At 61.3% G+C, this 23,434-nt stretch carries 24 protein-coding genes; 13 read left to right on the plus strand and 11 right to left on the minus strand.

The window, feature by feature from the left end:
* Positions 1–133: 133 nt before the first annotated feature.
* Positions 134–1,012 (plus strand): NAD(P)-dependent oxidoreductase, encoded by an 879-nt coding sequence (locus tag HYPGJ_RS06675; RefSeq protein WP_046846761.1) that lies wholly within the window; start codon positions 134–136, stop codon positions 1,010–1,012.
* An 18-nt stretch (positions 1,013–1,030) separates the two neighbouring features.
* On the opposite strand, the gene HYPGJ_RS06680 is transcribed toward HYPGJ_RS06675, so the two are convergent.
* Entirely contained in the window at positions 1,031–2,209 is a 1,179-nt protein-coding gene (locus HYPGJ_RS06680) for an NAD(P)/FAD-dependent oxidoreductase (RefSeq protein ID WP_046846419.1), read from the minus strand.
* A 345-nt stretch (positions 2,210–2,554) separates the two neighbouring features.
* On the opposite strand from HYPGJ_RS06680, the gene HYPGJ_RS06685 reads away from it, so the two are divergent.
* The gene (locus HYPGJ_RS06685) at positions 2,555–3,670 is read left to right on the plus strand and encodes a sialidase family protein (RefSeq protein WP_046846420.1); all 1,116 of its coding nucleotides are present in this window, start codon (positions 2,555–2,557) and stop codon (positions 3,668–3,670) included.
* A gap of 6 nt (positions 3,671–3,676) precedes the next feature.
* Positions 3,677–3,973, plus strand: a complete 297-nt coding sequence (locus tag HYPGJ_RS06690) for a MoaD/ThiS family protein (RefSeq protein WP_046846421.1) — start codon at positions 3,677–3,679, stop codon at positions 3,971–3,973.
* Positions 3,974–4,151: 178 nt separating this feature from the next.
* Here HYPGJ_RS06690 and HYPGJ_RS06695 read toward each other — a convergent pair whose 3' ends face one another.
* Both HYPGJ_RS06695 and HYPGJ_RS06700 read right to left on the minus strand, forming a co-directional pair.
* A complete protein-coding gene (locus HYPGJ_RS06695; RefSeq protein WP_046846422.1) occupies positions 4,152–5,684 on the minus strand; it encodes an acyl-CoA carboxylase subunit beta in 1,533 nt (510 codons plus the stop codon).
* 141 nt (positions 5,685–5,825) lie between these two features.
* On the minus strand, positions 5,826–6,518 hold the full coding sequence (locus tag HYPGJ_RS06700; protein ID WP_046846423.1) for a DUF2750 domain-containing protein: 693 nt from the start codon (positions 6,516–6,518) through the stop codon (positions 5,826–5,828).
* Positions 6,519–6,736: 218 nt separating this feature from the next.
* On the opposite strand from HYPGJ_RS06700, the gene HYPGJ_RS06705 reads away from it, so the two are divergent.
* On the plus strand, positions 6,737–8,035 hold the full coding sequence (locus tag HYPGJ_RS06705) for a hemolysin family protein (protein WP_046846424.1): 1,299 nt from the start codon (positions 6,737–6,739) through the stop codon (positions 8,033–8,035).
* Here the strand turns inward: HYPGJ_RS06705 and HYPGJ_RS06710 are convergent.
* The 4 genes from HYPGJ_RS06710 to HYPGJ_RS06725 all read right to left on the minus strand — a co-directional run bounded on the left by HYPGJ_RS06710 (position 8,032) and on the right by HYPGJ_RS06725 (position 11,175).
* On the minus strand, positions 8,032–8,847 hold the full coding sequence (locus tag HYPGJ_RS06710; protein WP_052750813.1) for an ATP12 family protein: 816 nt from the start codon (positions 8,845–8,847) through the stop codon (positions 8,032–8,034). The two genes, HYPGJ_RS06705 and HYPGJ_RS06710, sit on opposite strands and share 4 nt — an antisense overlap.
* Complete coding sequence (locus HYPGJ_RS06715) at positions 8,844–9,524, minus strand: HAD-IA family hydrolase (protein WP_046846425.1); 681 nt, start codon at positions 9,522–9,524, stop codon at positions 8,844–8,846. The genes HYPGJ_RS06710 and HYPGJ_RS06715 overlap by 4 nt, the downstream gene beginning before the upstream one ends.
* Before the next feature lie 96 nt (positions 9,525–9,620).
* Positions 9,621–10,151, minus strand: coding sequence for a DUF6790 family protein (locus tag HYPGJ_RS06720; protein ID WP_046846426.1), 531 nt, complete (start codon positions 10,149–10,151; stop codon positions 9,621–9,623).
* 40 nt (positions 10,152–10,191) lie between these two features.
* Entirely contained in the window at positions 10,192–11,175 is a 984-nt protein-coding gene (locus HYPGJ_RS06725; protein ID WP_046846427.1) for an RluA family pseudouridine synthase, read from the minus strand.
* A gap of 206 nt (positions 11,176–11,381) precedes the next feature.
* On the opposite strand from HYPGJ_RS06725, the gene HYPGJ_RS06730 reads away from it, so the two are divergent.
* The 3 genes from HYPGJ_RS06730 to HYPGJ_RS06740 all read left to right on the plus strand — a co-directional run bounded on the left by HYPGJ_RS06730 (position 11,382) and on the right by HYPGJ_RS06740 (position 14,107).
* Entirely contained in the window at positions 11,382–12,032 is a 651-nt protein-coding gene (locus HYPGJ_RS06730; protein WP_046846428.1) for a polymer-forming cytoskeletal protein, read from the plus strand.
* 98 nt (positions 12,033–12,130) lie between these two features.
* Positions 12,131–13,450: a replication-associated recombination protein A gene (locus HYPGJ_RS06735; RefSeq protein ID WP_046846429.1), complete on the plus strand. Its 1,320-nt coding sequence runs from the start codon at positions 12,131–12,133 to the stop codon at positions 13,448–13,450.
* Between the two features lie 21 nt (positions 13,451–13,471).
* A complete protein-coding gene (locus HYPGJ_RS06740) occupies positions 13,472–14,107 on the plus strand; it encodes a ParB-like protein (RefSeq protein WP_046846763.1) in 636 nt (211 codons plus the stop codon).
* A gap of 39 nt (positions 14,108–14,146) precedes the next feature.
* On the opposite strand, the gene HYPGJ_RS06745 is transcribed toward HYPGJ_RS06740, so the two are convergent.
* Both HYPGJ_RS06745 and HYPGJ_RS06750 read right to left on the minus strand, forming a co-directional pair.
* Positions 14,147–15,859 carry an NADPH-dependent assimilatory sulfite reductase hemoprotein subunit gene (locus HYPGJ_RS06745; protein WP_046846430.1) on the minus strand — a complete coding sequence of 571 codons (1,713 nt, stop codon included), beginning with the start codon at positions 15,857–15,859 and terminating at the stop codon, positions 14,147–14,149.
* Between the two features lie 60 nt (positions 15,860–15,919).
* A complete protein-coding gene (locus HYPGJ_RS06750; RefSeq protein WP_046846431.1) occupies positions 15,920–17,707 on the minus strand; it encodes a flavodoxin domain-containing protein in 1,788 nt (595 codons plus the stop codon).
* Positions 17,708–18,341: 634 nt separating this feature from the next.
* On the opposite strand from HYPGJ_RS06750, the gene pqqA reads away from it, so the two are divergent.
* From pqqA to HYPGJ_RS06780, 6 genes are all read left to right on the plus strand, one after another.
* The gene (gene pqqA / locus HYPGJ_RS06755; protein ID WP_041921595.1) at positions 18,342–18,431 is read left to right on the plus strand and encodes a pyrroloquinoline quinone precursor peptide PqqA; all 90 of its coding nucleotides are present in this window, start codon (positions 18,342–18,344) and stop codon (positions 18,429–18,431) included.
* A 143-nt stretch (positions 18,432–18,574) separates the two neighbouring features.
* Positions 18,575–19,507, plus strand: a complete 933-nt coding sequence (gene pqqB / locus HYPGJ_RS06760; protein WP_046846764.1) for a pyrroloquinoline quinone biosynthesis protein PqqB — start codon at positions 18,575–18,577, stop codon at positions 19,505–19,507.
* A gap of 53 nt (positions 19,508–19,560) precedes the next feature.
* Positions 19,561–20,280 (plus strand): pyrroloquinoline-quinone synthase PqqC, encoded by a 720-nt coding sequence (pqqC, locus tag HYPGJ_RS06765; protein ID WP_101536117.1) that lies wholly within the window; start codon positions 19,561–19,563, stop codon positions 20,278–20,280.
* 12 nt (positions 20,281–20,292) lie between these two features.
* The gene (gene pqqD, locus HYPGJ_RS06770) at positions 20,293–20,595 is read left to right on the plus strand and encodes a pyrroloquinoline quinone biosynthesis peptide chaperone PqqD (RefSeq protein WP_046846433.1); all 303 of its coding nucleotides are present in this window, start codon (positions 20,293–20,295) and stop codon (positions 20,593–20,595) included.
* 29 nt (positions 20,596–20,624) lie between these two features.
* Complete coding sequence (gene pqqE, locus HYPGJ_RS06775) at positions 20,625–21,785, plus strand: pyrroloquinoline quinone biosynthesis protein PqqE (protein ID WP_046846765.1); 1,161 nt, start codon at positions 20,625–20,627, stop codon at positions 21,783–21,785.
* 152 nt (positions 21,786–21,937) lie between these two features.
* Positions 21,938–22,294 (plus strand): cytochrome c family protein, encoded by a 357-nt coding sequence (locus tag HYPGJ_RS06780; RefSeq protein WP_046846766.1) that lies wholly within the window; start codon positions 21,938–21,940, stop codon positions 22,292–22,294.
* A 114-nt stretch (positions 22,295–22,408) separates the two neighbouring features.
* Here HYPGJ_RS06780 and folK read toward each other — a convergent pair whose 3' ends face one another.
* Complete coding sequence (gene folK / locus HYPGJ_RS06785) at positions 22,409–22,894, minus strand: 2-amino-4-hydroxy-6-hydroxymethyldihydropteridine diphosphokinase (RefSeq protein ID WP_348270894.1); 486 nt, start codon at positions 22,892–22,894, stop codon at positions 22,409–22,411.
* Positions 22,895–22,951: 57 nt separating this feature from the next.
* Positions 22,952–23,329 (minus strand): 4a-hydroxytetrahydrobiopterin dehydratase, encoded by a 378-nt coding sequence (locus tag HYPGJ_RS06790; RefSeq protein ID WP_013215508.1) that lies wholly within the window; start codon positions 23,327–23,329, stop codon positions 22,952–22,954.
* Between the last annotated feature and the right edge of the window lie 105 nt (positions 23,330–23,434).

The raw sequence follows: 23,434 nt of genomic DNA on the forward strand, positions 1-23,434 counted from the left end.
GGGTCAGACCCGAAAGCGGCGATTACTCAGCGCCCCCATCGCACCGCGCCGTCGAGGTATGCCAAAGCGCATACCTTCGCCACGCTCGGAATTGCTACGCTTCGGAACATCGAAAAATCGCAGGATCGGCAAAATGCGCATTGGACTTATCGGCTTGGGACAGATGGGCACCGGCATCGCCGCCAATCTGCTCAAAGCCGGACACGAACTGACCGTCTACAATCGCACCCGCGCGAAAGCCGAAGCGTTCGCATCGGAAGGCGCCAAAGTTGCAGATCATATCGCCGATGCCTGTCGCGGCGACGCCGTCATCACGATGCTCTCAAATGACGACGCCGTCGAAAGCGCAGTTTACGGTGACGGCGGCGTGCTCGCGAGCTTGTCGAAGGGCGCCATCCATGTTTCGTCGAGCACAATCAGCGTCGCGCTCTCGAAGCGCCTCGCCGAGCATCACGCCGAGAGAGGACAACGCTACGTCGCCGCGCCCGTGTTCGGCAGACCCGAGGCCGCAGCCGCAGCCAAGTTGTTTATCGTTGCGGCCGGCTCGCCCGAAGCCGTCAAAACCGCGATGCCGGTTTTCGATGCCATCGGCCAACGAACATTCACGGTCTCGGAAGACGCGCCTGCAGCAAACATCATAAAGCTCAGCGGCAACTTCCTGATCGCTTCCGTCATCGAGTCCCTCGGCGAAGCGATGGCGCTTGTCGGCAAGGCCGGCATCGACAAGCACCAGTATCTGGAACTACTGACGTCAACGCTGTTCGGCGCGCCGATTTACAAGACATACGGCACGTTGATCGCCGACGAAAAGTTCTCGCCGCCCGGTTTTGCTGCGCCGCTCGGATTGAAGGACGTGCGTTTGACGCTCGCAGCCGGAGACGATCTCCGCGTTCCGCTGCCCTTAGCGAGCTTGCTGCGCGATCGTTATCTGACGCTGCTCGCCAACGGCGGCGACAACCTCGACTGGTCGGCCATCGGAGGCCTACCGGCGAAGGATGCTGGCTCGAAATAGAAGCTTGAAACGTGCCCGTCAGTGATTGGTGGGCATTCCACCTTGCATCGTGCCGCTCGCCGGACCACGCGGAAAGCGTTTGTGCTCGATGAGATTGCGCCCGACCGAACCCGCGTAGCAGCCCCAGCGGTAGGCGCTCCAGAGGGGCGACTGTCCGAGCACGCTGCGCTTCGAGAAGAGCGAGCTTTTGAGCGAATGGGTGTCGCACGCCGTCTTCTGCGGATCGCGATAGAAGGTCGAAATCTTGTCGCTGCTCATCCCCGGCGTCGCCAGCCACGCCGGGACATGCACGTTACAGAGACGTTCGGCATCGAGTAGCGCTTTGCTCGCACCCGTGCCGCTCACCGGACAGGCTGTCGAGAACGCGTCGCCGACGAGCGCGATTCCCGGCTGCACCGCATTTTCCGTCGCGATCAAATCGACCGGCCGGATCTTGATCGCACCGCGAACACGTAAGCGGCCGGCGAGACGTTCAAGGCGCGGCAACGCTTCCGCGATCGCTTCCATCGGACTGATGCGCAGCCGTTTCACCCACGGATCATCGAGGTCGTGATAGGAAAAGACGTTGGCGCGGAGCCCCGTCGCCAGCGGGAATAGCGTGATGTACGCGACACGATGCGACGGATCTTCCCCGAAGTACGTCAGGGAATCGAAGGGCAGTTCGTCGGACTCGGCATCGAACCCGATCGACAGCGAATGGCACTTTGAAATCTCGCGCCGGTGCATGTCGATGCGGTCGAGAAATCCGGCGCCAAGTCCGGTCGCTCCGATGACGAGGCGCGTCGAAATCTGCTCGCCGCCGACCAGCGTCAACGTCTGACGCTCCGGGCTCAGCGTCAGCGATGCGACCTTGTTGTGCACGAAAACAACCTGCGCCGGGATGAGCCGCCGCATGCAGTTGACGAAGTCGCCGTAGGCCAGACCGTATTCAACGATCGGTTTGATCTCGGCGAGGCGTCCAAGACGCGCGACCCACACGTTCTCATACCGGCGCGCAGCCGGCAAAATCTCGTCGAGAACACCAGCTTTGGCGAGGGAGTCGGCGTGCCGGTCTTCAATCTTCTCACAACGGAAATCGGGGCGCGCCTGGTCGAATGGATCGATCAGCGCCACCGAATAACCGGCCCGCCCCAGGATCGTCGCGGCTAGAGAGCCAGCCAGCCCCGCCCCAACGATCGCAACGTCGGTCTCAACCACGGACCCATACCCCACAATTTTCCGGGCCAAAGGTACGCGCGCAAAGTTACGCACGATTTAAAACTTTTTATTCGCGACCGCCGCCGTTCAGACTGGTTGAGAAAGTCTTACGCTGAAACTCCACCAATCGTGAAAGCTTCGATTATCAGACACTTGGGCTGTCGCTCCACACCGTTCAATTCCGCTTTTTTGGTGAGCCTGTCGGAACTGCCGTCCGACGCGCGTCCTTGTATCGGCAGGGATCGGGTGTGCCGAATTGAAATCCTTCCTGCCGTGGTCTTGACATGGCGACTGCGGACGGTTCGCGGAACGCGAGACGCCGGGCGCAAAACAAGGGAGACAGCGATGGCTGGCGTCAGATTATTGGTCGGGACCCGGAAGGGCGCTTTCGTACTGACATCGGACGAGGCCCGCAAAAGCTGGGACGTCAGCGGTCCGCATTTCGCGGGCTGGGAAATCTATCACGTCAAAGGTTCTCCCATCGACGAAAACCGGATCTATGCCTCGCAGTCGAGCAGCTGGTTCGGCCAGCAAATTCAGCGATCCGACGACGGCGGCAAGACATGGCAACCTGTCGACAATACGTTCGCCTATGACGGCGTCCCCGGCACGCATCAGTGGTATGATGGAACGCCGCACCCGTGGGAATTCAAGCGCGTCTGGCATATCGAGCCATCCACGACCGAGGCCGATACCGTTTACGCTGGAGTGGAAGACGCGGCGCTGTTCCGTTCGAACGACGGCGGTAAATCCTGGCATGAATTGCCCGGATTGCGCGGCCACGGGTCGGGCGCACACTGGCAACCCGGAGCCGGCGGCATGTGTCTGCACACGATCCTCATCGATCCCTCCGATGCCAAGCGCATGTTCATTGCGATTTCGGCGGCCGGAGCGTTTCGCACCGAAGACGGCGGCGAAACCTGGAAGCCGATCAATCGCGGACTCAAATCGGAGTACATCCCCGACCCCGAAGCCGAGGTCGGCCATTGCGTACACCGGCTTGCGATGCACCCGTCGCGTCCCAATGTCCTCTTCATGCAGAAACACTGGGACGTGATGCGCAGTGACGACGGCGGCAACTCGTGGCGCGAAGTCAGCGGCAACCTGCCGACCGATTTCGGTTTCGTCATCGACGTTCACGCACATGAGCCCGAGACGATCTACGTGGTGCCGATCAAAAGCGATTCAGAGCACTTTCCGATAGACGGACGATTGCAGGTCTGGCGCAGCCGCACGGGCGGCGAAGATTGGGAAGCGCTGACCAACGGACTGCCGCAATCCAACTGCTACGTGAATGTGCTGCGCGACGCCATGTCGATCGATACGCTCGAGTCCTGCGGCATCTATTTCGGAACGACCGGCGGTCAGGTCTACGCGTCGTCAGACTCCGGTGACACCTGGGAAGCCGTCGTTCGCGATCTCCCTCCGGTGCTCTCGGTCGAAGCGCAGACCTTGAGGTAACCCGGCATGATCCGCGTCGTGCTCCCGGCACATCTCAAGATGCACGCCAACGTCAATGGCGAGGTGATGCTCGCCGTCGACGGACCCGCCACACAGAAATCGCTGCTCGACGCGCTGGAGACGAACTATCCGGTTTTGCGCGGTGCCATCCGCGAACAGGGCACGCTCAAGCGCCGACCATTCGTGCGGTTCTTCGCGTGCCAGCGGGACCTGTCGCACGATGAACCCGACGCGCCGCTACCCGACGCGGTCGCATCCGGCGCACAACCGTTCCTGATCGTCGGCGCGCTCGCCGGCGGATAACGCCCGCCCTTTGCCGCTTCCAGCTGGCTGTGCGGAGCACAGCCGGAACGGCGAACATTCGAGGTGCGACCGCCGCTTCCGGCCGGCTCCACGGAGTGGAGTCGGAAACGGCAAACATTCGAGGTACGACCGCCGTTTCCGGCCGGCTCCGCGGAGCGAAGTCGGAAACGGCAATCGATTACAAAGGAATGTTGTCGTGCTTCTTCCAGGGATTTTCGAGCGTCTTGTTGCGCAGCATGTTCAACGCCCGGCAGAGGCGCTTGCGCGTCGTTGACGGCTTGATGACCTCGTCGATGTAGCCGCGCTCGGCGGCGACGAACGGATTGGCGAAGCGGTTCTTGTATTCCTCGATCCGCGCTTCGATCTTTTTCGCGTCGCCAAGCTCGGAGCGATAGAGAATCTCGGCCGCGCCCTTCGCGCCCATGACGGCGATCTCGGCCGTCGGCCAAGCGTAGTTCACGTCGCCGCGAATATGCTTCGAGCTCATCACGTCATAAGCGCCGCCGTAGGCTTTGCGCGTGATGACGGTGACTTTCGGAACGGTCGCCTCGGCATAAGCGAACAGAAGCTTCGCGCCGTGCTTGATGAGCCCACCGTATTCCTGCGCCGTACCCGGCAGGAAGCCCGGCACGTCGACGAACGTGACGATCGGAATATCGAAGCAGTCGCAGAAGCGCACGAAGCGCGCCGCCTTGCGCGACGCATCGCTGTCGAGCACGCCTGCGAGCACCATCGGCTGGTTCGCGACGATGCCGACGGTGCGGCCTTCCATGCGCGCGAAGCCGGTCACGATGTTCTTCGCGAACGCTTCCTGGATTTCGAAGAAGTCCGCCTCGTCGACGACTTTGAGGATCAGCTCCTTGATGTCGTACGGCTTGTTCGGATTGTCCGGAATAAGCGTGTCGAGCGAATGATCGATGCGCTCGGGCTTGTCTTCCGTCGGAATCTCTGGAACGCCCGTCTTGTTGCTCGACGGGAGGAAGTCCATCAGCCGCCGCATTTGCAGGAGGGCTTCGACGTCGTTCTCGTAGGCGCGATCGGCGATCGACGATTTCGTCGTGTGAACCTTGGCGCCGCCGAGTTCTTCCGCCGTCACCGTTTCGTTCGTCACGGTCTTCACGACGTCGGGGCCGGTCACGAACATGTAGCTCGTGTCTTTGACCATGAAGATGAAATCGGTCATCGCGGGAGAGTAGACGTCGCCGCCCGCGCACGGCCCCATGATGACGGAAATCTGCGGAATGACGCCGGAAGCCAGAACGTTGCGCTGGAAGACTTCGCCGTAGCCGCCGAGCGCGTCGACGCCTTCCTGAATGCGCGCGCCGCCCGCATCGAACAGACCGATGATCGGCGTGCGGTTCTTCAGAGCCATGTCTTGGATTTTGGTAATCTTCTTGGCGTGCGTTTCGCTCAGCGATCCACCCATCACGGTGAAGTCCTTGGCGAAGACATAGACCGTGCGCCCGTTGATGGTTCCCCAGCCGGTCACGACGCCGTCGCCTGGAACCTTGGTCTTTTCCATGCCGAACTCGGTGCAGCGGTGCTCGACGAACATGTCGAACTCCTCGAACGAGCCCTCGTCCATCATCAGCTCGATGCGTTCGCGCGCCGTCAGCTTGCCCTTCTGGTGCTGCGAGTCGATGCGGGCCTGGCCGCCGCCCAGACGAGCATTCGCGCGCCGCGTCTCAAGCTCCCCGATGATGTCTTTCATGAAATAGCCACCCTGCCTTGCCGTGATGAATGCGCTGGCTCTCTAGCACGGCCTCGCGAGAGCGCAAATGTCGAGAAATCGGCGGCCAGCGCGGGCCGGGCCGGACGGTCTTTAATACCGGAAAGCTGCCGGGTGTGGCGTTTACGCTGACGATTGGGCCGCGGCAAGTTGGCGCCCGAACTCACCGATCTTAACCTCAAGGAACCCCGCCCCGGCGATGGGCTCGATCGCGACGGCATGGGCGCGCGTGGCGGCCCAGGGGAGGGTCACGCCAAGCAGATCGGCGATGGAAGCGGCCATCACCCGCTTGCCGCCCGCCTGCTTCAAATGCCGCTCAGCCTCGGCGCGCGCCGCGAAGACGTGCAGCAGATCACCGGATGGCGCCCACGGACCGGCAGGCGTCAGGATCGGCCCGGCTTCGTCAGCGACGAGAAAAACCTCGCCGCGCCCGGTAGCGGCCGAGGCGTAATAAGGCACAGCTTCCGTCTTGAGGCGGATGAGCAGATCGACGGGATCGACCTCGGCTTCGATCGGATCGGAAACCCAGTCGGTTCCAGCGAAGCCCTTGCCCTTGGCGATGCCGGGCAGAATTTCGGCCGCGAACGTGACGAGGCCAATGTCCTGCAGCTCGTTATTGCCGGCCAGCGCTTCGGCCCACCGCGTCGCCTCGATCCGGCTCGACCAGAAAAGTTGTACCGTCCTGCCTTTGACCTTCTGCGACGGAACGGATGCGGTTTCTTCGTCAGCGAATGTCAGCACACGCCCTTCGCTGACCGCCCGGCGAATGAAGCGGTCGCGTTGCGCAAGTTCCGGAATGCGCGGCCTGTGCAGCATTGGATCAGCCTACGCTTCTGAGAATCATCTGCGCGACTCTGGGTCAATCATTTCGCGATAGCAACTATCGAACGCGTTTGGCGCAGCGCCGCGCACCATTTGCAGGCTTGGCGGCGCGCAGTGGCACAACCTCTTGATCCAGCTACCGGCGAGCCATATGTTTCGCCTTCACTCAACGATGGGAGTGGCTCGGACGCGGTTCCGGAAGCCGAAATCTCGTGATAGAGCTGCTAATTGTTCTGATCTTGATAGGCCTTAACGGCCTATTTGCACTGTCTGAGCTGGCGATTGTTTCGGCTCGTAGACCCCGGTTGAAGACCCTAGAAGCGTCAGGACGCCCGGGCGCCAAAAGCGCTCTCGCCCTATCGGACAATCCCGGCAAGTTTCTTTCGGCGGTTCAAATCGGCATCACGCTGATCGGAATCGTCAATGGTGCCTATTCCGGCGAAACGTTCGGCGAGTACGCGGCAGAATACCTTTTAGGTCTCGGCTTAAGCCCGTCGGTGGCTCATCCGCTCGGTTTCGGCTTCGTCGTCGCGATCATCACCTATCTCTCAGTCATTGTCGGAGAACTCGTCCCGAAGACGTTGGCGCTTCGCAATGCGGAAGGCATCGCGTGCCTCGTCGCGCCGATCATGACCGGCTTTGCAGGCTTTGCGCGTCCCGTCGTTTGGCTGCTCGACACGTCGACGCGTTTTGTATTCCGTGTTCTTGGCCTTTCGCCGCAAAGCGAAATCCGGGTCACGGATGAAGAAATCAAGACCGTCATCGCCGAGGCCGAAACCGCCGGCGTTCTCGAAAGTGGCGAAGGAGACCTGATCTCCGGAGTGATGCGCTTGGCCGACCGGGCCGTAGGCGGTTTGATGACACCGCGCACGGATGTCGATTGGATCGACATCTCCGCGTCCGACGACGTCATCAAAGCGCGCCTGATTTCGACACCGCATTCGCGTTTGCCGGTGGGAGAAGGATCGGTCGACAAGCTGATCGGAGTGATCCAGACGCGCGCCCTGCTTTCGGGCCTGCTCGCCGGCAAAGCCTTCGAGATCAATTCCTATATCCGCAAAGCGCCCGTCATTCCTGAAACAAGCGACGCGTTAACTGTGCTGGCGGTGCTCCGCAATGCGGAAGTCCCGATGGCGCTCATCCATGACGAGTATGGCGATTTCGAAGGTCTGGTGACGCCAGCCGACCTCCTCGAAGCCATCGCCGGCACCTTCAAGTCCGACACCGAAGGCCTCGATCCCTACGCGGTCGAACGCGACGATGGATCGTGGCTGCTTTCTGGTGCAATGCCCGTCGACGAAATGTCGGACAAGATCGGCGTCCCGCTTCCCGCGAACCGCTCGTATGAGACCGTTGCGGGATATGTCCTGTCCGCGCTCCAGCACATCCCCAAGACGGGCGAATATTTCGAAGTCGACGGGTGGCGGTTCGAAGTCGTCGATCTCGACGGCCGCCGCATCGACAAAGTCCTGGCGAACCGGATTTCCAAGGCCCGCAGGCGCAACCCTTAGGTTCGGAGCAGTGCCAGCCAGCGCCATGCCGCGTCGAATTCGGCACGGCGGCCTCGGCGTCGAGCGGAAGCTTCCGTGTCTTTGCCCCAGAGCGAGATCTGGTAGTCCTCATCGACGTGCGCGGCGTTCCAGGCCGCATCCGCGGTCACGGCTTTGCTTTCCAGTGCAAGCGCCAGCAGCGCCGAACCCGTCAGCGTCGTCAGGACGTGCAGCCCCGTCAGCCGGAATGCATCGTGCGGCGTCAGCGCGTGTCCGACGGCGGCCAGCGCCTCAGACGACTGCTCGACATGGATCACACCCGGCACGACCCTGAACCTCGCATCGAGCGTGGCGTCCGCCCAGGCGACGATCGGGTTCCAGTCGCGTGACTGCAGCGCCACCAGCTCTTCCGGCGTCTCCGCGCGATAGCAGACGAGATCACTGCCGGCATAGGCGACGATGTCCGCCGCGACGGCATCCAAGGTTTCGCTGACGGCATCGATCGCCGTGTTGGCGAAGCGCGTCAGCGGCATACGCGCCGGATCGACGAATTCGATCTGCGCCTGCCACTCGTCGGCGATAGCGAGGGCCAACGCCTTGGTCGGAACGGCGAGGGCCCGCTTCTTCGGCGTCTTGACGGCGCGTCCATCGAGCAAAATCTGAAACGGCGCGACGTCGCCTGTGCTCGCTTCCTTATAGAAGCGGCGTGCGAGCGGCTTGGCGAGACTGTCGCTGATCGTGCCGCGCGGGCCGCCCGATGCACGCTCCAGATCGGCGCGATGATCGCCCTTGCCTTCACCGTTGCCGTTACCGTTGGAAGGCGAACCGCTCATGCCGCGCAGCTTTTCGTGCTAAGCGCGACGTCGATCGCGGCGGGAAGATCGGTGAAGCTCTCGATGATCCGGTGCGCGCCCGCGTTCGTCAGTTCCGCGACGCTGTGATAACCCCACGCGACGCCGATCGCCGAAACGCCTGCGGCACGCGCCATGTCGATGTCATACGTCGTGTCGCCGATCATGACCGTATCGCCAGGCTCGACGCCTGCTTCCCGCATCGCCTGCAGCAGCATCGACGGATGCGGTTTCGATGGGTGATCGTCGGATGTCTGAATGGTCACGAAGCTCGACTGCCAGCCTTCGCGCTCGCACATGCGCTCGACACCACGGCGCGACTTGCCGGTCGCGATCGCAAGCAGATGATCGTCGCGCGCCGCCAGGTGCGCAATCGTTTCCTTCGCCAGCGGAAAGAGAACATCGGCGTCCGACGGATTGCGGTCGAGATCGCGAAATGCCGACTTGTAGGCTTCGCTCAGTTCGACGCACGTCCCGTACTCCGCTTCCGGAGCCAATGCCGAGCACGCTTCGAGCAGCGACAGGCCGACGACGGCGAGCGTCTGTTCGCGCGTCGGCGGGATCATGCGCAGCGATTTGAAGGCGTGCTCCATCGACAGGACGATGCTCGCCTGGCTGTCGACGATGGTGCCGTCGCAATCGAAAACGATGAGTTTCATGATTGCGTTCTAGCACGCTCCGATATCGCCGCAAATTCTGTGCGATGCTCGATCTCGTCGAGCGACGCCACGTCGCGGCGCACGGCGGCAGGCGGTCTAGCCCGGCATCTTCTGCCGCCCGGAGCGGTGTTGCAGCCAAAGCAGACCCAATCCGATGAGCGGAATGGCGATGTCCATATAGAAAACCACGCCTGCATTGCCCGGCGCGAAATTCCGGTGCTCGACCATCTGATAGGCATGACCCGCCGCCGCGCCCAGCATGAACAGCGCCGGGCCGACAACCGCGGCGAGCCTCAAATCGAAACTTCGGAAGGCTGCAAGAAATCCGACGGCGGAAAAGCCGAGGCTCGCCGTGGCAACCTCGAATTGGAACGGGCTATCGGGCCAGCCGATGAATGAGGCGACCATCTCTCCAAAGAAAGCGTGCATCACGAAATTATAGAAATAGCCGACGCCGATCGACCAGAACACGTACCAGGAGAGCAGCTTCTCGACGACGGTTGCGCTGGAGACGGGCTTCTCCGCGCGAGCAATGGCAGCCATTGCGAACGCAAACCCGACGATAAGAAACGTCAGCGAATAGTTCGACAGCACGAAGCGGATGATGGATGCAATCAGGTCAGCCATGTCTCACCTCCGTGCGTTGCGAGAGCCCGGCCACCGGGCGTCAGTCCTCGAACATGTCTGCATCAAATCCGAGCAGGTCCCACGACGCGAGCATATGCGCGGGCAGCGGTGCAGTAACGTCGATCGTCTTGCCGCCCTTGGGATGCGGAATGACGAGGCGGCGCGCATGCAGGTGCAGCTTCTTCTCGATGTTCTCCGCCGGCATGTGAACGTCGCCTTCGTATTTATTGTCGCCGACGATCGGATGCCCGATGAGGTGCATATGCGCGCGGAGCTGGTGCTGCCGCCCGGTCACGGGCTTCAACGACACCCACGCAGCCTTGTGCGCAGCGCGGTCGACGACCGAGTAGTGCGTTGTCGCGTGCATCGCTGCGTCCTGCTCGCCGGGGCGCGCTTTACGAACGCGGTCGCCGTCGGGGCCCGAAGCCTTGACCAACGCGGCCTCGACCTTGCCCTGCGGCGGCTTCGGAACGCCTTTGACCAACGCCCAATAGGTCTTGGCCGCCGAACGCGTCTGGAACGTCCGGCCGAGTTTCGCAGCCGCCTCACGCGTTTTCGCAACGAGAAGCACGCCGGTCGTGTCGCGGTCGAGCCGATGGACCAGGCGCGGCCGCTCGCCGCCGAAACGGTCGGCCATGCCTTCGAGCATGCCGTCGATGTGTTTCTTGGTCCCCGTCCCGCCCTGCACCGCGAGACCGAACGGCTTGTTCAGGACGAGCACATGATCGTCCTCGAAAAGGATCATCTTCTCGATGGCGTCGCGATCGCCCTTCGAGACACCAAGCGCCGGCCGTCCTGTTGGACTCGGCTTTTTGGGCTCGCGCACGATGGCCGGGACACGGATTTCGGCTCCGGCGCTCAGCCGGTCATTGGCCTGCGCCCGCTTGGAATTGACCCGCACCTGCCCCGAACGCAGCAGCTTCTGGAGATACGTGTAGCCGACCTCCGGAAAATGCACCCGGAACCAGCGATCGAGGCGCATATCCGCCTCGCCATCCGCAACTGTAATCGTCTCGACGCTCATGGATATGGGAGAGCCCGGAATTCGCCTTGAGGTCAAGCGTGGCATGCTCGACCGCATCGGCGATCAACGTCTTTTTGCTCCGGTCCGATGCCGTGGCGCGCGCCACCGGAGCTTGCATAGGGTTAACGCCGACACCCGTCACGGTCGAGACAAAATCCTGGTCGAAGTTCGACGCTTGTATTGCGTGTGTTAGGGAGTTTGCGCCGATGGCCGATACGCGAGGCGTTTTGATCCTCGGCGAAGGCGCCGTGCTGAAAGGCGAGGTCAAGCAAGGCCGCCGCGTCGAAGTCTGGGGCTACGTCGAAGGCGGCGTGACGGCCTCCGAACTCGTGGTCCAGGAAGGCGGCAAGGTCTTGGGCAACGTCAAAACCGACACCGCCGAAGTTTACGGAACGCTCCAGGGCGACGTCCGCGTTCAGCAGCTCTTCACTCTGAAAAGCACCGGCACCGCGGCAGGCAAGATCAAATATGGCCGCCTCGCGATGGAGGAAGGCGCCGAGCTTTCCGCGCACGTCCGCAACATCCCGCCGGCAATTGCGGGCGACCTCGATCTCTCCGTCGGCCAGGGCCGCTCGGTACGCATCACGCTCGCCGACTTGAACGCCGTCGATCCGGACGACAAGCCCGAGGACCTGACCTTCTCCGTCTCGAACGCCAGCGGCGGCTTCGTGGCGTTCGCCGCGGCTCAAAAGACGCCGGTCACCAGCTTCACGCAGGCCGACCTCGAAGGCGGCCAAGTTTATTTCTCCCACGACGGCTCCGACGCCACCAAAGCCCAGTTCGACGTGTCGGTGGCCGACGCATCGGGCGCCAGCTCCGGCCCTGCGATGACCGTGCATGTCGCAGTCCGGCAGTAGGGCCGATGGCGCGTCATAATCCGGGATATGGGGATGGCCGATAAAGGCCGAACCTTCGCGTTTGGATCGGCGCGCGCCCGGCTCTATATAAGCGCGTCATGACCAATCTCTTTGAAGCCGCAGGACTGGAAAAAAGCGCACCGCGTCCGCTTGCCGATCGCCTGCGTCCGAAAACGCTCCCCGAGGTCGCCGGCCAGGATCACATCGTCGGCCCCGACGGAACGCTGACCCGCATGCTGAAAAGCGGCCGCGTGCCGAGCCTCATCTTCTGGGGACCGCCGGGATCCGGAAAGACGACGATCGCGCGCCTGCTCGCCAATGAAACGAATCTCAACTTCGAGCAACTCTCGGCGATCTTTTCCGGCGTCGCCGATCTGAGGAAAGCCTTCGAGCGCGCCAAGATCATGCGCGAACAGGGTAAGGGCACGCTGCTCTTCATCGACGAGATCCATCGCTTCAACCGCTCGCAGCAGGATTCCTTCCTGCCGTACATGGAAGACGGCACGATCACGCTCGTCGGCGCGACGACCGAGAACCCGTCGTTCGAACTCAACGCCGCTGTTCTTTCGCGCGCCAGCGTGCTCGTCCTCAATCGCTTGGATGACGCGACGCTCGAAACGCTGCTACAGCGCGCCGAAGCGGATGTCGGACGCCAGCTACCACTCGATGCGGATGCGCGCGAAGCCTTGAAAGGCATGGCCGACGGCGATGGCCGCGCCATTCTCAATCTTGCGGAAGACGTCTTCGCGGCGGTTGCGCCGAAAGGAAAAGCGCTCGCGCGCGATGCGCTCGTCAAGCTCGTGCAGCGGCGCGCGCCGCTCTACGACAAGTCGCGCGAAGGCCATTACAATCTGATCTCGGCGCTGCATAAAGCCGTGCGCGGCTCCGATCCCGACGCCGCGCTTTATTATTTCTGCCGCATGCTCGACGGCGGCGAAGATCGTCTGTTCGTCGCCCGCCGCCTCGTCCGCATGGCCGTCGAAGACATCGGCCTCGCCGACCCGCAGGCCCTCGTCGTCGCGAACGCCGCGAAGGAAGCCTTCGATTTTCTGGGCTCCCCTGAAGGCGAACTCGCACTTGCCGAAGCGGTCATCTACTTGGCGACCGCGCCGAAATCGAACGCCAACTACGTCGCCTTCAAAGCCGCAATGCGCGCCGCAAAGGAGCACGGCTCGCTGTCGCCGCCGAAGACGATTTTGAACGCGCCGACGAAACTGATGGAGGAAGAAGGCTACGGCTCCGATTACCTTTACGATCACGATCAGCCGGAAGCCTTTTCCGGCCAGAATTATTTTCCCGACGAATTCAAGAAGCGTCCGAAATATTACGATCCACCCGAGCGCGGCTTTGAACGCGACATAAAAAAACGCCTCGATTATTGGGCCAAGCTCCGCGCCGAACGCAACCGCCGATCCTAGTCATTTGTAAGGATGGTCATCATGGCTGAGCCTCAAGCACACGCCCCGTCGCCGACACTGCACACGGTTTCGATCACCGATCTTCGACCGACGCAAATGACCGTCGGCATGCGCGAGGTCGAGGAGAAGCGGAAAGCATGGCGCGGCCTCGACATCAAGAAATCTGCCGGATTCCTCGGCCGTCATATGATCCCCGTCGTGCGCGGGCCGAAAGACAGGTTGTACGTCGTCGACCACCATCATCTTGCGCGCGCCCTGCACGATGAAGGTGTCGAAGAGGTGCTGACGTCGACGCTCGCCGACCTGCGGACGCTCGACAAGGACGAGTTCTGGCGCTTTCTCGACAATCGCGGCTGGATGCATCCCTTCGATGCCGATGGCGTCCGGCAATCGCGCTCGGAGTTGCCCAAGACCGTTGCCGACTTGAAAGACGATCCCTATCGCAGCTTGGCAGGTGAGCTGCGTTTCGCAGGCGGCTACGCTAAGGATGCGACGCCATTCAGCGAATTCCTCTGGGCCGATGCGCTGCGCCGCCGCGTCGATTCAAAAACCGCGAAAAACGATCCCGAGACGGCACTTGAAGAAGCCCTGGCATTCGCCAAGAGCGCTGCCGCCTCATACCTGCCCGGCTGGTGCGGCCCTCATCAACGCGCGTAGGGGAAACGACGGAGGCCCGGCGATCGAGCCTCCGCAATCTCACGCCAGCTTCACATCGTTGTGGAACTGGTTGCTGACGAGCGTCGGCTTCACGTAACCGGCACGGATCGTGAAATCGCCGAAGTGCTCGCCCTTCTCACGGTCTTTCGCGTAGTGCTGCACGATCGGCTCGAGCAGCTTCAACGCTCTCTCTTCGTCGACGTCCTGCGCGTAGAGCTTGTTCATGCGCGCGCCATCGAACGCCGCGCCGAGATAGAGATTGTAGAGACCCGGCGACCTGCCGACGAAACCGATTTCGCCGAGGTACGGACGTCCGCAGCCGTTCGGGCATCCCGTCATGCGCACGACGATTTCTTCGTCCTTGAGACCTGCCTTGTCGAGAATGCTTTCGAACTTCGTGAGGAAGTGCGGCAGGTAGCGTTCGCTTTCGGCCAGCGCCAGCGCGCACGTCGGCAGCGCGACGCATGCGATGCTGTTTCGCCGCGCGCCGGAGAGCGACTTCGGCGCAACTCCGTGATCTGCCAGAACCTTCTCGACCTTGGCCTTGTTGCGCGCGCTGATGTTCGCGAGAATGAGATTCTGGTTCGCCGTCATAACGAAATCGCAGACATCGAGATCGGCGATAGCGCGCATGGCGCTCCGGAGACGATGGCCCGGCACGTCCTTGATGCGTCCGCTTTCGACGTAAAGCGTCAGGTGCCACTTCTTGTCTTCGCCCTGACGCCAGCCGATGTGATCGCCGTTGCGCGTGAACGTGTAGGGCCGCGCGGGCGCCAGATCGTAGCCGAGGCGCTTGTTGATCTCGGCCTTGAAATTCTCGAGCCCGTGATCCTCAATCGTGTACTTGAGACGCGCTCGCGCGCGGTTCGAGCGGTTGCCCCAGTCGCGTTGGATCGTGAGGATGGCTTCCGCAACCTCGATCGCTCTCTCGTTACTGCAATAGCCGAGCACGTCGCCGAGCCGCGGAAAAGTTTCCGCCACGCCATGCGTCATGCCCATGCCGCCGCCTGCCGTCACGTTCCAGCCAACGATCTCGCCGTTCTCGACGATGGCGATGAAGCCGCAATCGTGCGCGAAGACATCGACATCGTTGTCCGGCGGCACCGCGAAAACGAACTTGAATTTACGCGGCAGATACGTCTGCCCGTAAATCGTTTCCTTCTCCGGCTTCGTCGTTTCCTTGCCGGGAATGGGTTCGCCATTGAGCCAAATATCGCTGTAGGCTTCCGTCTTCGGCAGAAAATGTAAGCTGGTGCGCTTGGCGAGCTCGTAGGCTTCGCGGTGCGCTTTTGAAAGGTACGGATTGGCGATCGACATGACACCGCGTGTCACGTCTCCGCACGCCGCGATGGAATCCAGGCCCGACGCATAGATGGCCTGCATGGCGCGCTTCAGGTTCGACTTGATGACGCCGTGAAATTGGAACGTCGCGCGCGTCGTGATGCGCAGCGTCTTGTTGCCGTAAATCACCGCGATGTCGTCGAGCTGACGCCACTGCGAAGACGTAACCAGTCCGCCCGGGATGCGCAGGCGCACCATGAACGAGTAAGCCTTATCGAGCTTCTTCTTCGCGCGCTCCCCGCGCACGTCCCGGTCATCCTGCATGTAGGAGCCGTGGAACTTGATGAGCTGCGTGTCGTCGTCAGAAATCGCGCCGGTTTCGACGTGCACCAGCCCTTCGCGGATCGTGCCGCGAAGAAAGTCGCTGGCTTCCTTGATGTGTTCGGTCTTCGATGGCTTGTCGTCTGTCATTTGATCCCCGCGGAACAAAGTTTGCCGCGCATAGTCCTCTGATGCAGTGTGATCGCCGTCTCAATAAACGTCGCGCTGATAGCGCCCGGCTTTCGTCAATTCCTTGAGCTTGGCGCGACCGGCGTCTTCGTCGCCCTTGGCGGCTTCAGCGAGAATTTTGACGAGCGTCTGATCTACGTCCTTCGCCATGCCCTTCTCGTCGCCGCAGACATAGAGATGCGCGCCGTCCGCGAGCCATCCGGCGATTTCGTCCCGGCGCTCCCACAAGCGATGCTGGACGTAGATTTTCTCCGGCTGATCGCGCGAGAACGCGACGTCGATCCGGGTCAGATCGCCGGACGAGAGATAGTCCTGCCACTCGAGCTGATAGAGAAAATCGTTCGTGAAGCTGCGCTCTCCGAAGAACAGCCAGCTCTTGCCTTTTGCGCCAGTTGCAACCCGCTCTTCGACAAATCCGCGATAGGGTGCGACGCCCGTACCGGCACCGATCATGATGATCGGCGTGTGCCCGTCCGGCGGCAGACGATAGTGCCGGTTCGGCTTGACGTAGATCCTCGCCGTCGATCCGACCTTGCGGCGTTCGCCAAGATACGTCGACGACACGCCCTTGCGCTCCTTGCCATGCGACGTCCAGCGCACGGCGCCGACCAGAAGATGCGCTTCGCCGGGATGCGCCTTGAGGCTCGACGCCACCGAATAGAGCCGTCCCGGCAGCGGACGGAGCAGCCCGACGAGTTGTTCCGCCGTCAGCTTTTCCGGGTACGCTTCGAACAGATCGACAAGCTGCCGGTCGGCGGCGAACTTCGGATACGCTTCGCCTTCGAGCAGAGCTTTGACGTCGCTGCGCCCGGTGAGCTTGGCATAATTTTCGACCGCGCCGCGTGACAGCGTAGTCACGTCGTACGACTTCTGCAGCTTGAGCAGCAGCGCAGCATCCGACGACAGACCGACCACCTTCAGCAACTCATCGACAAGAACCGGATCGTTCTCGGGAATGATGCCGATGGCGTCGCCGGGCTGATAGCTGAATGCGGGATCTTCGAAGGCAAACTCAGCATGCCACGTTTCGCGCGACGATCCCGTGCCGTTGAGATTGACGAGGGCAGAGATCTCGGCTTCGAGCGGGTTTTCGGCCGTATAGCGCGGCTCGTCGTCATCGCCGCCTGCCGCAATCGCGCCACCGAAATCGACGTGAACGACCGTGCCGCCCGCAGCCGCATCAGGCGGCGCAAATTTGGCTAAGGACTTTTCCGTCCAGTCGGCGGCCTGCTTTGCGTAATCGAGGTCGAGGTCCGAGCGATCGGCAACGCGCACGCCGCCGAGTTCCTCCAACCGCGCATCTATCGCCTTGCCGGTCGCGCAGAACTGCGTGTACGCCGTATCGCCGAGCGCCAGTACGGCGAAGCGGACGCCATCGATGCGCGGCGCGGCATCGCTCATCAAAGCCTGATAGAAGTCGACGGCCCGGCTCGGCGGGTCGCCCTCGCCCCAGGTCGCCGCATAAACGACGATGTTTTTTGCCTTTGACAGCAACGCCAGATCGGCATCCGCCATATCGAAGACTTTGGCGTCGAGACCGTGCTTCTGGGCAAGCTTCTTCGCCTTGCCGGCCAGCGCCTCGGTATTCCCGCTCTCGCTCGCATACAGGATCGTCAGAGGCTGCCGCGGCTTGGCGGCCGGAATGCCTGCCTGAACAGCGCCGCTGCCCTGGGCCGCTTCAAACCCCGCGAAGAACCCAGAAAGCCACGCACGCTGCTGTGGAGTTGTCTTTGCAACGACCTTGTTCAGCGTATCGATGTCTTCCGGCGCAAACGGAGCGTTGTGCGGAAGCAGTGGAATGGCAGTCACCGAAGGCTCTCCTCGTAACACTTGGCCGATCTACCGACGACGCCGCAGCGCACATTCGAGCGATCGGAAAAACCCTTTGCCAGCAAGACTTAATGAGGCTTACCGGCGGGATAGAAAAACAAACCGTTGGCGATGAGGTTGCGGATGCCTTTTGGCTTATGGTTGCCAGGAAGCCTCCGCGCATCCGTATAAGCTTATTTTACGTCCTATTGGAAGATTTTTCTACGCCGATGCGGCATTCCACCCCAAATATAAGAATAATTTTCTAACATACTAGCCGATTTCCGACCTCGGACGGCCGCTCCACTCCCGGCCTAGCCCCGCACTCGGGTCGTTCCGACCGCCATGCCGCGCGAATCCCCTGCCGTGGGGTCGTGCGGTTCAAGAAAAAATTCCGACGTCATCACCGACCAACTACGTTGCGCCGCGAAAGCGCTCACACGCAGACGTGATAGACGTTGATTTGAAAAGTTCTATCGCAACGTGATGTTGATACTGCGAACCCGGACGATCTTGACTTTGGTCGATCGATCCGCAGATTGGGCGCGCACAAGAAACGTGCCTGCACCAATCGGGTGGGCCCTCGGCGGGGCTTGCAGGAATGGAAAGCAGTTACCGCTTTGGAGGAACCACAATGAAAATCTGGACGAAGCCCGCTGTGCGCGAGCAGGAAGTTGGTCTCGAAGTGACGAGCTACCTGCCGGCTGAGATCGACCTCATCTGAGGATTGATTTCTTCGGTCTCACAACACTGGTGAGATAACGGCGCGGCGGTCGGTGCGGTTCATCGGCCGCCGTAGTCATATCCTTGCAAACTTTTCTGCGCAGCCTCTTCGGCGAGACGGCGGGCGCAACGACACCGGTATCCATGATCATAAAAGTGCTCGGGTCCTCCGCTGGGGGTGGATTCCCGCAGTGGAACTGCAATGGCATGCAGTCGGCAAAGGTTCGCTCAGGCGCCGCCGGATTTAAGGCGCGCTTGCAATCGTCCCTCGCCGCTTCGAGCGACGGCAAGAACTGGGTGTTGCTCAACGCCTCGCCCGACATTCGCCAGCAGATCAACGAGACGCCTGAGTTGCACCCTGAATCGACGGGCGCAAAACGCAATTCGCCGATCAAGGCCGTCGTCGTCACCAACGCCGACGTTGACCACATCATCGGACTGATCGGCCTCCGCGAAGGCCAGCCGTTTTCGATCTACGGTTCCGATCTCGTCCTCGCGACGTTGAAGGCAAATTCGGTTTTCAACGTCTGCAACCCCGAGATCGTGCCGCGCTTGGAACTCCCCTTCGACAGGCCGACCGAACTGCATGGCGCCGGCGTCGATCTCGGACTGACGGTCGAAGCCTTCCCAGTCCCAGGCAAGGTTGCGCTCTTTTTGGAGAAAGGCGGCGCCAACGCAAATTACGGCAGCCGCGACGGCGACACGATCGGCTTGAAAGTGACGGATCGTAAAACCGGCAAGTCGTTTTTCTACATTCCCGGCTGCGCCGAAGTCGATGCGGCGCTCGCCGATCGCATCCGCGGAGCCGATGTCATTTTCTTCGACGGCACGCTTTACGAAGACGGCGAAATGATCGCTCAAGGATTGTTGAACAAGACCGGCAAGCGAATGGGCCATATTTCGGTCTCCGGTCACGAAGGCTCTATCGCGGCTTTGAGCCATCTCAACGTTCGCCGAAAAATTTACGTTCACATCAACAACTCAAACCCGATCCTGGATGAAAATTCGGAAGCTCGAAAAGCTGTTGAAACAGCCGGGTGGGAGGTTGGTTTTGATGGAATGGAGGTCCGCTTATGAATCCGGTCAGCATTGGAAAGAAAACAGCAGAGCTTCGCGGAGACGAGCCGCCGATGCCGGTCGCCGAATTCGAAGCAGCCATTCGCGCGGTCGGTCCCGAGCGCTATCACGACCTGCATCCCTTCCATCACATGCTTCACGGCGGCAAGCTGAACAAGGGACAGGTGCAGGCCTGGGCGCTTAATCGCTTCTGCTATCAGTCCGCCGTTCCGCGCAAGGACGCAGCACTCATCAGCCGGGTTTACGATCGCGAGCTTCGCCGCGAGTGGACGCATCGCATTCTCGACCATGATGGTCTGCTTCCTGATGAGGAAGGCGGCATCGAGCGCTGGCTCGTGCTGACGGACGGCCTCGGACTCGATCGCGAGTACGTCATCTCGCGGCGTGGCGCGCTTCCGGCGACCATCTTCGCCGTCGAGGCTTACGTCACGTTCGTGCGCGAGCAGCCGCTGACGATCGCCGTTGCCTCCTCGCTGACCGAGCTGTTCGCGCCGAAGATTCACAAAGAACGCATCTCCGGCATGCTCGAGAACTACAACTTCATCGACGACAAGGTGATGGCGTATTTCAAACGCCGCCTGACGCAGGCTCCGCGCGACGCCGATTTTGCACTGAACTACATCCTCAAGAACGCCCGCACGCGCGACGAACAGCAAGCCTGCATCGACGCGGTCCGCTTCAAATGCAATGTTCTCTGGGTGCAGCTCGACGCGCTCTACCACGCTTACGTCGACGGACACATTCCTCCGGGAGCCTTCCGGCCGGAGAATTAACGAGGCTTACGTATGAACGCAGAAGCACCGCGTACGAGAACGATGGTCGTCCCGGCTTCCAAGCCGGGACTGCCGACGCACATCAAGCTGCGCCACGACGCCGGCCGCGGTCGTTGGCACGTGCTTGCTCCCGAACGCGTGTTCGAGCCCGACCCCATAGCTGTCGAGATTTTGAAGCGCTGTGATGGCGCGACGAGTGTTGAGGAAATCGCCACCGCACTCGCAAAAGAGTACAATGCACCGCTGCAAGAGATCCTCGCCGACACCATATCCATGTTGCAGGAACTCTCGGACAAGGGCGTGGTCAAAGCCTAGGACGCGTGAAACAGAACGGAGCCGATGTCATGAACGAAATCGCACCGTTGGAGCAGTTTTCGCCAGACCCAGTGGCGGAAGTGTGCGCACGCGCCCCTGTTGGTCTGCTCGCGGAACTGACGCATCGCTGCCCGCTTCAGTGTCCTTACTGCTCGAACCCGCTGGAGCTTGACCGCGTCAACACGGAATTGACGACGGCCGAGTGGCAGGACGTCATGCGTCAGGCAGCCGAACTCGGCATTCTGCAGATCCACCTCTCGGGTGGCGAGCCGACGCTTCGCAAGGATCTCGAGGATATCGTCGATGTGGCGGCGAAGGCTGGCCTCTACACGAACCTCATCACGGCGGGCGTGACGCTGACCGAAGATCGCCTGAAAAAGCTTCAGGACCTGGGCCTCGACCACGTTCAGCTGTCGATCCAGGACGTCGACGACGCCAACGCCGAGCGCATGTCGGCCTATAAAGGCGGCCTCGCGAAAAAGCGCGAAGTCGGAAAGTGGGTGCGCAAGCTCGGCATGCCGCTCACCATCAATGCGCCGATCCATCGCTTCAATATCGAGAACCTGCCGAACATCATCGACTTCGCCGTCGAGATGGGCGCCGGGCGTATCGAGGTTGCGAACATTCAGTATTACGCCTGGGCATTGAAGAACCGGGCGAGCCTGATGCCGACGCGCGCGCAAGTCATCAAGAGCGCCGAGATCGTCGAGGAGGCCAAGGAACGCCTGAAGGGCATTCTCGTCTTCGACTTCGTCGTTCCCGACTACTACGCAAAAACACCCAAGCCGTGCATGGGCGGATGGGGCCGCGGGGTCATGAACGTCACCCCGCAGGGCAAGGTCCTTCCCTGCCACGCCTCCGAAACGATTCCCGGACTGATTTTCGATAACGTCAAGGATCGGCGCTTGGCCGACATCTGGCTCAACGGACAGGCCTTCCAGAAGTATCGTGGTACGAGCTGGATGAAAGAGCCCTGCCGCAGCTGCCCCCGCGCCGAAATCGACTTTGGCGGCTGCCGCTGCCAGGCGATGGCCTTCACAGGCGACGCCGACAACACCGATCCCGCGTGCAAGTTCTCCCCGTATCACGCCGCTTTCGTGTCGGCCGCCGAGCAGGAGAGCGCCGAAGCCGCGCCACCGCCTTTCGTCTACCGCCGCATGGGGCCAGCAAAGACGACATCGGATGAGTAGCGGCCAAGTTTTTGGCACTGCAAACAATTAATCATTTCCGTGCGTCAATTCTGTTCGGCTGCCATTCAGAAAAAAAATGCCATTCTTGCCGCACTAAGTTATGAGTTGCAGCGTTGTCGTTGCCTAAAGGCGAAACGGGAAGGAAACTCAAGATGCGCAAGTGGATTTTGGCGGCCGCCATGATCACCGCAGTACCAGTCGCAGCCGTTGCTGCTGACGCGGACGCGGGCAAAACAGTCTTCAACAAGTGCAAAGCCTGCCACCAGGTGGACAAGAATGCCGTCGGTCCGCACCTTGGCAATCTTCTCGGCCGCAAGGCTGGCTCGCTCGAAGACTACAAGTATTCGGATGCTCTGAAAAATTCCGGCATCACCTGGGATGAAGCCGCGCTCGACAAGTGGCTGCAGGGACCGGCGAAAGACGTTCCTGGCACGAAAATGATTTTCGCAGGGATCAAGGACGAAGGCGACCGCGCCAACCTGATCGAATATCTCAAGACGCTGAAGTAGGCTTCGACCTGCTCGATCGACAGAAGCGCCGCAGAGGGGTTCTGCGGCGCTTTTGTTTTGCGTTCACGCAGAGAACAATAATTTCTAAGCAGGAAAGATACTGCCGTTCGATCGTCACGGCCCGGCGAGCGGTTGCACGTCGCTGGAGTCAAGGCGCGACAACATCTCGTCGATCGACGCGCCATCGATCCTGACGTCCGGAGCGACGTCCTTGAGCGGCACGAGCACGAACGCTCGCTCGGCGATCCGCGGATGCGGAACGACAAGATCAGGCTCAACGATTTTCTGGTCGCGGAAGGTTAGGATATCGACGTCGATATTGCGCGGGCCCCAGCGCTGCGTGCGAACGCGCGCCATGCCGTTTTCGACCGCCTGGCATCGCGCCAGCAGCTCTCGCGCTGAGACGTCAGCTTGAACCGCAATGCAGGCATTGACGAACCAATCCTGGTCCGTCACGCCCCACGGCGCGGTCCGATAATATCGCGAACGTGCAACGAGCTTGACGACGCCGTCCGCCGTCAAACGCGCGATCGCGTCTTCGATGTTGCCGACCCTGTCGCCGATGTTCGAACCGAGCCCCAGCACAGCGTCGAACGGCAAGCTGCGTGGAACTTCCGTCGCTGGGCGCGAATGACTTTGCGGCATCTGGCGTGCGGCTCAGTCGTACTTGATATATGCGAACCGCTGATCGTTATGCGGCGTGCCTTCGAGACCCTTGCCTTCCTTGCCCGGCTGCCAATGCACCACGTCCTCGATCTTCTTTGCCAGTTCGAGATCCTTCGACGTGATGCCCTTTGCCGAATGCGTCACCAAACGCACTTCAACCCAGGCATAAGACGCGGTGATATCCGGATGATGCCACGCCGCTTCGGCCAGATGCCCGACCGTGTTAACGACCATCAGCGTACCCTTCCAGCTTGCCGTCTTGTAGGTGCGCCGGATCCAGCCGTCCTCAAGCTTCCACGCCGGTAGATTGGCCTCCAACCAGGCCTTAACGTCGGCTTCAGACATCGCTTTTTCACGTTCCGCACTCATCTTGCCCTTAATCTCCTTTTGTCGGACAACTCGACTAGGAGCCTAGCGCTCCTTCCCCCGCCAACGCAAACCCGATGCAGCTGCTTGGACAACGCCAAGGAAAGG

It is taken from the genome of Hyphomicrobium sp. GJ21, assembly GCF_001006785.1.
Lineage (GTDB): Bacteria > Pseudomonadota > Alphaproteobacteria > Rhizobiales > Hyphomicrobiaceae > Hyphomicrobium_B.

Coding starts and splice junctions, on each gene's coding strand:
- HYPGJ_RS06690 (WP_046846421.1), top strand. CDS start 3,677: ATGATCCGCGTCGTGCTCCCGGCACATCTCAAGATGCACGCCAACGTC.
- HYPGJ_RS06725 (WP_046846427.1), bottom strand. CDS start 11,175: ATGAGCGTCGAGACGATTACAGTTGCGGATGGCGAGGCGGATATGCGC.
- pqqC (WP_101536117.1), top strand. CDS start 19,561: ATGCCGGTCGCCGAATTCGAAGCAGCCATTCGCGCGGTCGGTCCCGAG.
- HYPGJ_RS06675 (WP_046846761.1), top strand. CDS start 134: ATGCGCATTGGACTTATCGGCTTGGGACAGATGGGCACCGGCATCGCC.
- pqqB (WP_046846764.1), top strand. CDS start 18,575: ATGATCATAAAAGTGCTCGGGTCCTCCGCTGGGGGTGGATTCCCGCAG.
- HYPGJ_RS06695 (WP_046846422.1), bottom strand. CDS start 5,684: ATGAAAGACATCATCGGGGAGCTTGAGACGCGGCGCGCGAATGCTCGT.
- HYPGJ_RS06745 (WP_046846430.1), bottom strand. CDS start 15,859: ATGACAGACGACAAGCCATCGAAGACCGAACACATCAAGGAAGCCAGC.
- HYPGJ_RS06710 (WP_052750813.1), bottom strand. CDS start 8,847: ATGAGCGGTTCGCCTTCCAACGGTAACGGCAACGGTGAAGGCAAGGGC.
- HYPGJ_RS06790 (WP_013215508.1), bottom strand. CDS start 23,329: ATGAGTGCGGAACGTGAAAAAGCGATGTCTGAAGCCGACGTTAAGGCC.
- pqqD (WP_046846433.1), top strand. CDS start 20,293: ATGAACGCAGAAGCACCGCGTACGAGAACGATGGTCGTCCCGGCTTCC.
- HYPGJ_RS06735 (WP_046846429.1), top strand. CDS start 12,131: ATGACCAATCTCTTTGAAGCCGCAGGACTGGAAAAAAGCGCACCGCGT.
- HYPGJ_RS06730 (WP_046846428.1), top strand. CDS start 11,382: ATGGCCGATACGCGAGGCGTTTTGATCCTCGGCGAAGGCGCCGTGCTG.
- HYPGJ_RS06740 (WP_046846763.1), top strand. CDS start 13,472: ATGGCTGAGCCTCAAGCACACGCCCCGTCGCCGACACTGCACACGGTT.
- HYPGJ_RS06780 (WP_046846766.1), top strand. CDS start 21,938: ATGCGCAAGTGGATTTTGGCGGCCGCCATGATCACCGCAGTACCAGTC.
- HYPGJ_RS06700 (WP_046846423.1), bottom strand. CDS start 6,518: ATGCTGCACAGGCCGCGCATTCCGGAACTTGCGCAACGCGACCGCTTC.
- HYPGJ_RS06715 (WP_046846425.1), bottom strand. CDS start 9,524: ATGAAACTCATCGTTTTCGATTGCGACGGCACCATCGTCGACAGCCAG.
- pqqA (WP_041921595.1), top strand. CDS start 18,342: ATGAAAATCTGGACGAAGCCCGCTGTGCGCGAGCAGGAAGTTGGTCTC.
- HYPGJ_RS06720 (WP_046846426.1), bottom strand. CDS start 10,151: ATGGCTGACCTGATTGCATCCATCATCCGCTTCGTGCTGTCGAACTAT.
- pqqE (WP_046846765.1), top strand. CDS start 20,625: ATGAACGAAATCGCACCGTTGGAGCAGTTTTCGCCAGACCCAGTGGCG.
- HYPGJ_RS06685 (WP_046846420.1), top strand. CDS start 2,555: ATGGCTGGCGTCAGATTATTGGTCGGGACCCGGAAGGGCGCTTTCGTA.